11 protein-coding genes are annotated in these 11652 nt (G+C 45.2%); 9 read left to right on the forward strand and 2 right to left on the reverse strand.

Features of this window, described 5'->3' with window-relative positions:
- Window positions 1–232, forward strand: a 232-nt coding sequence (locus JGK20_RS30410; RefSeq protein ID WP_293233259.1) for a hypothetical protein, incomplete at its 5' end; no start/stop codon positions are given.
- A 106-nt stretch (window positions 233–338) separates the two neighbouring features.
- Here JGK20_RS30410 and JGK20_RS30415 read toward each other — a convergent pair.
- The gene (locus JGK20_RS30415) at window positions 339–953 is read right to left on the reverse strand and encodes a Uma2 family endonuclease (protein WP_293193184.1); all 615 of its coding nucleotides are present in this window, start codon (window positions 951–953) and stop codon (window positions 339–341) included.
- A 211-nt stretch (window positions 954–1164) separates the two neighbouring features.
- Here JGK20_RS30415 and JGK20_RS30420 point away from each other — a divergent pair, with 211 nt between their 5' ends.
- Together JGK20_RS30420 and JGK20_RS30425 are read left to right on the forward strand one after the other, a co-directional pair.
- Complete coding sequence (locus JGK20_RS30420) at window positions 1165–1923, forward strand: Uma2 family endonuclease (RefSeq protein ID WP_293193183.1); 759 nt, start codon at window positions 1165–1167, stop codon at window positions 1921–1923.
- Window positions 1924–2016: 93 nt separating this feature from the next.
- Complete coding sequence (locus JGK20_RS30425; RefSeq protein WP_293233263.1) at window positions 2017–2844, forward strand: ABC transporter permease; 828 nt, start codon at window positions 2017–2019, stop codon at window positions 2842–2844.
- A gap of 606 nt (window positions 2845–3450) precedes the next feature.
- On the opposite strand, the gene JGK20_RS30430 is transcribed toward JGK20_RS30425, so the two are convergent.
- A complete protein-coding gene (locus JGK20_RS30430; protein ID WP_293197242.1) occupies window positions 3451–4200 on the reverse strand; it encodes a class I SAM-dependent methyltransferase in 750 nt (249 codons plus the stop codon).
- Window positions 4201–4492: 292 nt separating this feature from the next.
- Between JGK20_RS30430 and JGK20_RS30435 the strand changes: the two genes are divergently transcribed.
- The 6 genes from JGK20_RS30435 to JGK20_RS30460 all read left to right on the forward strand — a co-directional run.
- Window positions 4493–5968 (forward strand): adenylate/guanylate cyclase domain-containing protein, encoded by a 1476-nt coding sequence (locus tag JGK20_RS30435; protein ID WP_293179690.1) that lies wholly within the window; start codon window positions 4493–4495, stop codon window positions 5966–5968.
- 280 nt (window positions 5969–6248) lie between these two features.
- A complete protein-coding gene (locus JGK20_RS30440; RefSeq protein ID WP_293179687.1) occupies window positions 6249–7754 on the forward strand; it encodes an adenylate/guanylate cyclase domain-containing protein in 1506 nt (501 codons plus the stop codon).
- Between the two features lie 129 nt (window positions 7755–7883).
- Window positions 7884–9191 (forward strand): adenosylmethionine--8-amino-7-oxononanoate transaminase, encoded by a 1308-nt coding sequence (bioA, locus tag JGK20_RS30445; protein WP_293212603.1) that lies wholly within the window; start codon window positions 7884–7886, stop codon window positions 9189–9191.
- A 17-nt stretch (window positions 9192–9208) separates the two neighbouring features.
- Window positions 9209–10276, forward strand: a complete 1068-nt coding sequence (gene bioB, locus JGK20_RS30450) for a biotin synthase BioB (protein ID WP_293179681.1) — start codon at window positions 9209–9211, stop codon at window positions 10274–10276.
- Between the two features lie 128 nt (window positions 10277–10404).
- Entirely contained in the window at window positions 10405–11016 is a 612-nt protein-coding gene (locus JGK20_RS30455; RefSeq protein ID WP_293193179.1) for a class I SAM-dependent methyltransferase, read from the forward strand.
- 156 nt (window positions 11017–11172) lie between these two features.
- On the forward strand, window positions 11173–11652 hold a 480-nt coding region (locus tag JGK20_RS30460), incomplete at its 3' end, for an SDR family oxidoreductase (protein ID WP_293233261.1).

Here is an 11652-nt window from a genome sequence, read left to right on the forward strand (position 1 = left end):
TTTTCAAGATGGTGCATCGCCGGAATCCATTGTGCAGCGTTATTCTACTGTGTCATTGTCTGATGTCTATAGTGCGATCGGCTATTATCTCCGACACCAGGAAGTAGTGGAAGCTTATCTCAATTATCGCGAGAAATTAGCAGATTCCGTTCATCAGCGTTTGTTGGGCATTCAACCCGATTTGACTGTTGTGCGATCGCGCTTGTTAGCCCAAAAAAATCTTGAGGGTTAACTATTTTGTAAGGTGCGTCGCTGTGAGATTGTCGATCTTTTTGAGGATTTTTGATGGCGACGCACCCTACAGCTACTGTCAACTGTCAACTGTCAACTGTCAACTGCTATACATCCAATACTTGCTCTGCTGTCAGCGCTAATTCTGGGAAAGTTCGGGAAATAATTCGCTCATTTCCTCGAAAAGCCGTCATTTGATAAACCCCATTTTCATCAAGCAAGTAAACAAAAACTGTAGGAACTTTCGGATTACCTAAATAATCGCGACTTCCCAAAGCTAAATAATCGACAATCCAGTATTCCGAAATTCCCAGACGCTGATATTCATCCAGCTTATCGATATAATCATCTTCCCAATTGGTCGATACAACTTCTACAACTAATTGCAGCGGTTCAGTTATGGCTGAGTAGGCAAAAGGCTGTGATTCCCAGAGAGTTTTATTTATTACACTAACATCAGGATGGCGACCTTGTTCTCTACCATTTGAGGTTAAAGTCCTCACCATGAATCTGCCAGACACCCTGTAATTGAGGGGGACGCGATCGATTTCTTTATCAAACTGTTTGACAAGGAAATAGGCAAGATCCTCGTGCAGTCTTATTGGTAATATTCTCACAATTTCTCCATTGACAAGTTCATAGCGGCCTTCTTCATCGGGAAGTTGCTTTACAAATTGCTCGAAACTGAGCATCTGCTTAGGTTGGGTACGAATTGCGGTCATGGTTTTCTCTCATTTAGGTAGATTAGGACTTAGGATGGTGGCCCAGAAACCGGGTTTTTTTCCCGAAAGATGTGTTATACACCGTAAATTCGGTAAAAAACTCGGTTTCTTTAATCGGAGTGCGTTTAGGACTGTAGATATTTAAGACTATTCTGCAACCATTTTAACATGAGGATATAATTAAAACTATTGCAGCCAAAAGGTGAACGGCATGGTTCAACAACTCGTCCCACAAACAACACAACAAATCATCTATCCCGACAGCGACGGTCAACCAATGGCAGACAACACCAAACAATTCCGCTGGATTGTCACAATCAAGGAAAACCTAGAAATCTTATTCGCGACTTGCGCTGACGTATTTATTGCCGGCGACTTACTCTGGTATCCCGTCGAAGACGATAACAAAACTCGCAAAGCACCTGATATATTAGCAGTCTTTGGTAGACCAAAAGGAGACAGGGGATCTTACAAACAATGGGAAGAAGATAATATTCCACCTCAAGTGGTTTTTGAAATATTATCTCCTGGAAATACCAGCACAGAAATGCTCAGAAAACTATTCTTCTATCAAAACTACGGAGTTGAAGAATATTATATTTATGACCCAGATACCTTAGAATTTACAGGTTCTCAACGAGTGGGCGATCGCCTAGAAGAAATCCCAGAAATCAACGGTTGGGTCAGCCCCCGCTTGGGTATACGGTTTCAACTCACACCAGAAACCCTGGAAATTTACCGCCCAGACGATCGCAAATTCCTCACTTCTGTAGAATTAGATCAACTTCGAGAACAGGAAAGCCAACGGGCCGATCGCGAACAGCAAGAAAAAGAACTTGCTCAGCAAGAAAAACAACTCGCTCAACAACAGCTAGAAGCAGAACGTACTCTGCGACAACAGGAACAGCAACGCTATCAAGCTTTAATAGAATTGCTGCGAGAAAAAGGCATTGACCCTCAACAATTGTAAGGCCGATCGCCCGCCCAACACCAATCCCTCCAGACTTGCTACCCTAAAGATAGTTAAATTTAATCCACAAGCAATTATGAGCGGTACTGTTACATCCCCCAATCGAGTTCCCTGCTGGCCGACTTCATCCAAGAAACACTAGCCCTAACCAAGCGCCTGTTTATTCAATTGCAGCGCCGCCCCTCCACCCTAGTTGCAGGAATTATTCAGCCGCTGATGTGGTTGGTTTTATTCGGAGCTCTGTTTAAAAATGCACCAGCCGGCTTGTTCGGCGAAAGCCAGAATTACGGACAATTTCTTGGCGCAGGCGTAATAGTTTTTACTGCATTTGCAGGCGCGCTGAATGCCGGTTTACCGATTATGTTCGATCGCGAATTCGGATTTCTCAACCGCCTGTTAGTCGCGCCCCTGGCTTCGAGATTTTCCATAGTCCTCGCTTCGGCTATTTTCATCGTCACCCTCAGCTTTATCCAAACAGGCACAATCGTTACGGCGGGAGCCTTTTTGGGTTCGGGATTCCCCGGACTTGCTGGACTGGGCGCGATCGCCCTAATTGTCCTACTATTAGTTTTGGGAGTCACCGGCCTCAGTCTCGGTTTAGCCTTCGCTCTTCCGGGCCACGTAGAATTAATCGCAGTAATTTTTGTTACTAACTTGCCGCTATTATTTGCCAGCACCGCCCTCGCGCCGCTGTCGTTTATGCCAGACTGGCTGCAAGTTGTCGTCACTCTCAATCCTCTCAGTTATGCGATCGAACCCATCCGCTATTTGTACCTCCACAGCGATTGGTCGCTAGCTAGCGTCGTAATGCAAGCTCCTTGGGGTACAGTTACCTTTGGAGGAGCGCTATTAGTCCTGCTGGCGTTTGATTTGGTGGCGCTCCTCAGCATTCAACCCCTGCTGCGGCGCCGGTTTGCTTAGATCGCACGGCGGTTGAAACCGCGTCTACAAAAACCAAGTCCGCCGGACGCCGACTGAAAAAAATAACGTAATTTCAACTGGCTGGTCTTCTTCAACCCGCGGAGGCGGGTTTTGTATGTATAGACGCGGTTTCAACCGCCCGGTCTTCTTAGCAATTGTTTTTTTGAAAGTACAACGAATAAATCATGAACAACAAAACTTCTAAATCGGGCAAATTGATGGTGCGGATTGCTGCAAGTGCGATCGCCACAACACCGACCCTTTTTCCGGCCGCAGCACCGGAGGCGGAATATTTGATTTAATTCACAGATCCAGACTCGGAGGTGGCCGCAGCATCGAAGAATTCAATACTGAACAGCGCCAAAATTTGAACGACGCCGCCGCCGATTTTCGCAACAAACAGCGCCAAATGCTGGAAAAACAAGCAGCACCTGCACCGGGGGCGGCACCTACAGAAATTACTGCCCCCGCCCCTTAAATTTACAACTGTTGTTTGCTCATTTCCTAGTCCGCGAAGGCGGACTTCGTTTGACTTGCGACAGCGATTTCAATCCCCCAATCTGCTTTGTTTGACTCGCGACAGCGATTTCAATCGCCCAATTTGCTTTAACTAACAAACCCCCCAAACACCGCCATACCGTAGTATTTCCAAGGAACTGCCACAGTCTCAAATCCAGCATTTGCCAGCATTTCCAACTGTGCCGCAACTGTCGCTAGGCGATCGGGATTAGAATAGCCGTAAGACACACTCGTCCCCACACCAGCACGAATTGTGGCTAAAGTTTCCCCCTGACTTAGCGCCCAATCTTCTCGCGCCGCTTGATAAATATCCTTCATTACTGCTGATTCTGCCAAAACAGGATCGGCATTCCAAAAACAGCCACCAGCATTTAAACTTTCGCGAATCCGTTGAAACAACTTCAACTTCATTTCGTCCTCAAGATGGTGAATTGCCAGAGATGAAATAGCAGCATTAAACTTATCCCCCAAACCTAAAACATTTGGATTGTTCGCCCATTCTCCAAAATCCAATTCTATGCCAGTCCACCGCGCTGCGTATCCGGCCGACTCTATTTTGGTGCGGGCAAAATCAAGCATTCGCGGCGAATAATCCACAGCAAATATTTCCGCAGACGGGTAGCATTGCAGAACTTTTAAACTCAGTTCCCCCGTACCGCAGCCGAGTTCTAAAATGCGGTGGTTGTTGCTAGCAATGCAGCCAACTAATACATCCAGCATTTCGTCATATTTAGGTAAAAGTCGCCGAATGCCCGTATCAAAATCCGCAGTGTTGACAAAAACTTCTCCCGGAAAAATTTCATTGCGTGCAGGTGAGACAGTAGAGTCAGAATTCACGATCGCCAATTAGAGACTACAATCGTCATCCTAACCGAAATAGAGCAAAAAGTGCATGAAGTAGGGAAACGGCACGGCGCCGTGTGCTTACCGATATTTTATTTCATTTAGATTAAAAAATATATAAAGTTATGCGTACTGTTACGGACAAGGGAAACACTCGCGGTAAACAAGAATTAACCATCCCTTGCACTATCGAGTCTTGCTTTACAGCAAAACACTCTGAAAAAGCAGTGTTATGTTAGTAGTGCATAAAATTAAATCAATATCGAACCTCACATTTGAGGATAGCATGGACAAATTGATTTCTCGCAGTCTGGCTGCCATCAACCAATTAATTTACAAGCGAATTCTGCTTCTGATGACAATTTTATTTTGTGTAGGCGTAGGAGTAGCGATGGCAAATATGTCTCGTCTTTCCTCTACCCTAATACAAGCGCAAGCCCTCCAAAATGCTACACTTTACGCCCAAGCTATTAAAGAAGCCCGCACCCTTTACAGTTCTGATGTTATCAGTCCTCTCAACACAAAGAAAGCGATTAACTTTACCCACGACTACAACCCAATATCAACAAAAGTAACAGTTCCCGTACCTGCCACCTTCTTAATAGAACTCGGCAACCAGATTACCAACAAAAATCCCGAAGTATCAGTTCGTCTCTACAGCGACTACCCGTTTCCCTGGCGGCGAGAAGAAGGTGGTGCCCGAGACGATTTTGAGCGTCAAGCTATTACCTATTTGATGCAAAATCCAACCGGACAATTTTTCCGCACTGAGGATTTTCGCGGTAAGCCCGCATTTCGATATGCCCAGGCAGATCGTCTCCTTCCTAGTTGCGTTAACTGTCACAACACTAACCGCGATAGTCCTAAAAAAGACTGGAAAGTGGGAGATGTGCGCGGGATATTAGAAATTACTCAACCTCTAGAAACCATTACTCAAAAAACTAGAAGCGGACTGAAAGACCTGTTTTTACTGTTAGCAGGACTTTCAACTTTAGGCATCGCAGGATTAACTTTAGCTCTCAGCAGGTTGCGCCAAAATGCTAAACAATTAGAACAGCGGGTCAGGGAACGCACGGCACAATTGCAAGAAACTAATGTAGAATTGTTGAAAGAACAAGAAAAAAGCGATCGCCTGCTGCTCAATATTTTACCCGAATCCATTGCTGCCAAGCTAAAAGACGGTCAAAGCAGCATTGCTGACGGCTTCGCCGAAGTCACGATTTTGTTTGCCGATATCGTCGGCTTTACCGTGCTTTCAGCGCAAATATCTCCCGAAGAACTGCTAGTTTTTCTCAACGAAATTTTTTCGGCCTTCGATAATTTGACAGAAAAGTATGGCTTGGAAAAAATCAAAACAATAGGAGATGCTTACATGGTAGTCGGAGGTTTGCCAACTCCCAGCACCAACCACGCCGAAAGCATTGCGGAAATGGCTTTAGATATGCAGGAGGAATTAGCGAAATTTAATGCCAAACATCATTCAGGAATTAACATTCGGATCGGCATCAATACCGGGCCTGCGATTGCGGGAGTTATTGGTACCAAAAAATTCATTTACGACCTCTGGGGCGATGCCGTCAATACAGCAGCCAGGATGGAATCCCACGGAATTGCAGGCGCGATTCAAGTCACAAAATCAACTTACGATATCTTGCAAAATAAGTATCTGTTTGAAGACAGAGGAATTATCCATGTCAAAGGCAAGGGTGATATGAATACTTATTTACTTGTATCCCGATTAGTTAGTGTAGTTTCGGTTTAATTTGTTTATTATATTATTAAGGAGCTAGCCAATACGCTTGGGATCGGAAGACCGGGCGGTTGAAACCGCTTCTACACAAAAAAACCCGCCTCCGCAGGTTGAAGAGCGGGCGGTTAAAATTACGCTATCTTCTTTCTTCAGTCCGCGGAGGCGGACTTCGTTTGTGTAGGCGCGGTTTCAACCGCCGTCCTATCTTGGTTGAAAAACCCAAAATTTATTACAAGAAACCCAGTTTCTTTTCCTATGTCCTAAATTAGCCCTTTGCAGAAGACTAAATTTTATGTCAGCGCACATTTTATCATTCTTGGAGTTTTTCAAATCTCGCTTGTCTAGACAAATAGCTTTGTGGGTGTTTGCTAGTATTCTTGTGATAGAGGGAATTATTTTAGTTCCCTCTTATTTTCGGCGCGAAAATGAACTTTTAAATCAACTGGAACAGGTATCTCACGCGACTGTTGAGGCTCTAGAGGTTTTGCTAAAACAAGATATTTACGATCGTACTGTCTTTGAAGAAGAAGTCAAAAATATTACTAAGGATTCTCAAGTAGTATTAGGACTATCTATTTACCAATTTGACGACCAGCTAATATATCAACTTGGTGAAGCACCCAAAATTGATTTGGATGAACTAAAACTTGCTCGTATAATTCGCCAGAAAACTTTCGATGGCAAGCGCTACGATATTGCTTGGACAGAGCGACATTTGGGAGGAGATTATACGTTAATTGTTCGGCATGATGCTTCTACTGTTCAACCAGAACTATACGCATTTATAGGGCGGGTTGCTATTTTAGTTATTATTATATCAGCCTTTGTCACTTCTGTAACTATGCTGTTTTTAGGGGTGACAGTAATTGCACCAATCTTGAGATTGCGCGATGATTTGATCGCTGCGGGAGTAGCTTTGAGCAAAGATAGAGAAAAACCTGATTTCTACTCTCTCTCTGTCAAGCGCGATGACGAGTTGGGAGAAGTTATGGTCGCCTTCAATCAAATGTTTCAACGAGTTTACAAGGAAATTGCACAGCGGAAACAAGCTGAGGAAATATTGCGCGCCGAACAAGAAAAGTCGGAACGTTTACTGCTAAATATTTTACCTGAAATGATTGCCGATCGCCTAAAACAAGGTCAGATAAATATCGCAGATGGATTTGCTGAGGTGACGGTGCTGTTTGCGGACATTGTGGGCTTTACCGAAATATCCTCTCGCACGTCTCCAGCAGAATTAGTCGAACTGCTGAACAAAATATTTTCAGCTTTCGATTGCTTAAGCGAGAAATACGGCTTGGAAAAGATTAAGACAATCGGTGACAATTATATGGTAGCAGGCGGTTTGCCACTTCCATCTACAAATCATGCAGAATGTATTGCCGAAATGGCGATGGAAATGCAGCAAGAAATTATGAAATTTCGCGACGAATCCGATATACCTCTCAGTATCCGTATTGGAATTAATAGCGGGCCTGTGGTAGCCGGTGTCATCGGTACTAAAAAGTTTATTTACGACTTGTGGGGAGATGCTGTAAATACAGCAAGCCGCATGGAATCCCAGGGACTCCCTGGTAAAATTCAGGTTAGCGGCTCAACTTATGAATTGCTGCGCGATCGGTATGTGTTGGAAAAACGCGGTAAAATCAATGTTAAAGGAAAAGGAGCAATGACGACTTATTTGCTGATTGGCAGAAAAAATTTAACTGACAAATTCAACTATCGCCCGGGAATACCGGATCTGGCGGTAGACGTTTCAGCGCCCCCGCCCCCCAACACTAAACTAGATTTTTTTTAACGAACCGCGAAGGCGCAAAGGACACGAAGAAAGGAAGAAAAGAGAAGAAGAAAGAAGAGAAGATAAAGGGTTCACAATTGAGTTACAATTGCTTTAAAATGCAGGTTGATATTAGTGGCAGGGGTAAAAATGACTGCGAAGCAGGAACATAATTCTTCAACTTCACCAATTTGGCAGCCCTTCACGCAAATGAAAACTGCTCCGGCGCCGCTGAAGGTAATTAGCGGCAAAGGATCGCTGCTGGAATTAGAAGATGGGCGGCTAATTCTTGACTGTATTTCTAGTTGGTGGGTGACGATTCACGGGCACAGCCATCCTGTTCTGGCTGAGGCTCTTTACGAACAAGCCAAAAAGTTAGAACACGTAATCTTTGCGGGATTTACTCACGAACCTGCACAGAAACTTGCTGACAAGTTGATAACTCATACGCCTGATTCTTTGACGCGGATTTTCTTTTCTGATAATGGTTCGACTGCTGTTGAAGTTGCTCTGAAAATGGCGTTTCAATATTGGCTAAATCTCGGAGAAACTAACCGCACTAGCTTTATTGGTTTTGAGGGAGGTTATCACGGCGATACTGTGGGCGCGATGTCTGCGGGTAGAAGTTCGCTGTGGTGGGAACCTTTTGCGCCTTTAATGTTTGCTGGGGATGTTGTGCCTTTTCCTGCGACTTTTGATGGCGATGATGAGGTGGAAAGCAAGGAGGCGGCGAGTTTGGAGAAACTTGAGTCTTTGTTGAAGCATGGGAAGGGGTATGCGGGAATTTTTATCGAACCTTTGGTGCAAGGTTCTGCGGGTATGCGAATGTGTCGCCCTGAGTTTTTGCGGGCGATCGCACAAATGGCCCGCCAGTTTAATGTATTGTTGATTTACGATGAGGTGATGACTGGTTTTGGGCGCACGGGCGAACTGTTTGCTTCTGTTAAATCTGACACTGCACCGGATATCCTGTGTTTGTCTAAGGGATTGTCTGGCGGCTGCTTGCCAATTGCTGTCACAATGGCATCGGAGCATATTTATCAAGCTTTTTGGCGAGATGAATCGGACAAAGCTTTTTTTCACGGTCATTCTTATACCGGAAATCCCTTAGCTTGTGCGGTGAGTGTAGCATCCCTGGAGCTTTTGGAGCAAAACCCAAATGCCTATCAAGGAATGGAAAAACTGCACCGCAAATACCTGAATCAATGGCTGATAGATCATCCTAAACTCGAACGGATTCGGACTTGCGGCACTATCGCAGCAATGGATGTGAAAACGGAAAGCGTTTCCGGTTATTTTAATGACATCGCCCCTGTATTGAAAGCCAGATTTCTGGAAGCGGGGTTTTTGCTCCGCCCCTTGGGAAATACGCTTTACTTGATGCCTCCCTATTGCATTTCTCCTGATGAACTAGAATCGATTTATCGGGTAATTCGTCAGGTTTTGGATACTCTGTAAACCCTTAAATTTTAGTAATGAATTTACCCAATTGGAACGATTTGGCTGATGACTCGCTGGCGGGAAAATGTCTCTCTCGCGAGCAATCTTTGGCTGTATTGCGCGCGCCGGATGAGGTTTTGCTGGAACAACTAAACGCAGCTTATCGGGTGCGCCACCACTACTGGGGAAACCGCGTCAGGTTGCACTATTTGTTAAACGCTCAAAGTGGTCTTTGTCCTGAAGATTGCCATTATTGTTCTCAGTCGAAAATTTCGAGTGCGGAAATAGAAAAGTATCCGCTGTTAGCTAAGGAAAAAATTCTGGATGCAGCCCAACGCGCAGCAGATTTAAAAGCTGGTACGTTTTGTTTGGTGATTTCTGGCCGCCAACCAAGTGCATCTACTTTCGATCGCGTTTTGGATGCTGTAGAAACGGTCAAGGCTAATCATAACCTAAAAATTTGTGCTTGTTTGGGGTTGTTGACCGAGGAGCAAACTCACCGTTTGGCTAAAGCTGGAGTCGATCGCGTAAACCACAATCTCAACACTTCCGAATCGTACCACACGGACATCTGCACAACTCACACTTTTGGCGATCGCGTGGAAACAGTCGAAAACGTCAAAGCAGCCGGAATCACAACTTGTTCGGGCGGAATTTTGGGGATGGGCGAATCGGATGACGACGCGATCGATTTGGCGCTGTCGCTGCGGAATTTGGGCGTTACGAGCGTACCGGTCAACTTTTTCATTCCAATCCCCGGAACGCCCTTTGCGGACGTTAATCGCTTAAATCCGCGCCAATGTTTGCGGATTCTCTGCTTGTTCCGATTTTTGCTTCCCAGCCAAGAAATTCGGATTGCTGGGGGACGGGAGGTGCATTTGCGATCGATGCAACCTCTGGGACTTTACCCTGCTAATTCGATCTTTGTGGGCGATTATCTCACAACTCCCGGACAAAGCGCCAATCAAGATTGGGATATGATTCGAGATGCAGGATTTGCGATCGAATCTCCAGAAGATCGGGGATTTGCGATCGAATTTTCCGAAGATAAGACGGCGGTTGAAACCGCGTCTACACAAACGATGTCCGCCTCCGCGGACTAAAGAAGATCACCTAATTTTTACCGCCAATTCTTCAACCCGCGGAGGCGGGTTTTGTCTTTGTAGACGCGAATTTTATTCGCCCGGTCTTTTTGAATGAATCAATTTTAAATCATACAAGAGGGGGAATTGTGGACAAACGCGAAGAAATTACGATCGCAGAATACCAGACAACCGCCGAATCTTTCCGAGAAGGAACATGGCATCACGACGTATCCCAAAATCGATCCGCACTAACCGCTGCCATGCCCCGCAACCCCGGTAAAATACTCGATATAGGATGCGGGCCCGGACGAGATTTAGTAGCATTCAAGAGCCAAGGACATACCGTTGTAGGCTTAGATGCAACTCCAGCTTTTGTACAAATAGCAAAGAAGTTATCCGGCTGCGAAGTTTTGCAGCAATCTTTTCTTGAACTCGACTTACCAAAGGCTGAATTTGACGGTATTTTTGCCAATGCTTCCCTAATTCACGTTCCCAGCGACAACATGGTGAAAGTGCTGCAAGATTTGCACAAAACCTTAGTTGTTAGCGGTGCAATTGTCATGTCAATGTGCCGGGGAAATTGGGAAGGCTACGACGAGCGGCCGACGGGAAAACGCTATACTGCGGGATGGGAATACGAAACTTTAGCACCTTGTTTGGAACAAGCAGGATTTGCCATTGTCAGCCACTACTACCGCCCTCCCGGTTTGCCGCGCGAAGCTCAATCTTGGGTAGTAATAGTCGGCAAAAAAATCTAACGTAAATTAGAAATTGCGAATCTTTCCCCTCTCTTCCTCTGCGCCCTCTGCGCCCTCTGCGGTTAAAAAAAACAAAACTCACCAATTAAGCGAGAATTGTTGTACAATAAACCACAGTCAAAAAACAACTACTGCCCAAATTAAAACAAAATTAATATGACAGATAAATTCCACATCTTTTTAGCAGGTGCTAGTCGAGGCGTTGGCTTAGAAATCGCCAAATGTTTGGTAGCACAAAATGTACAAATAACTGCACTTTTGCGATCGCCCAACCACCGCACCGAATTAGAAGCAATGGGCATCAAAGTCATGACAGGCGATGCTTTGGATACAGCGGCTGTAGAAGCTGCGATCGCTGGAGGCGCACCAATCAATGCCGCAATCAGCACCATTGGCGGCTTACCAAAAGATGGGGAAAGAGCCGATTATTTGGGAAACAAAAACTTGATTGATGCTGCTGTCAAAGCAGGCGTGCAAAAATTTATTTTAGTTTCATCCATCGGTAGCGGTAACACTGCTGCGGCTTTACCACCGCAAGCTTTAGAAACGTTGCGCCCGGTATTACTTGAAAAGGAAAAAGCCGAAAATCATTTAATCGCAAGCGGGATGATTTATACTGTAATTCGTCCGGGCGGA

The organism is Microcoleus sp. PH2017_05_CCC_O_A, assembly GCF_020738785.1.
Classification (GTDB): domain Bacteria; phylum Cyanobacteriota; class Cyanobacteriia; order Cyanobacteriales; family Microcoleaceae; genus Microcoleus.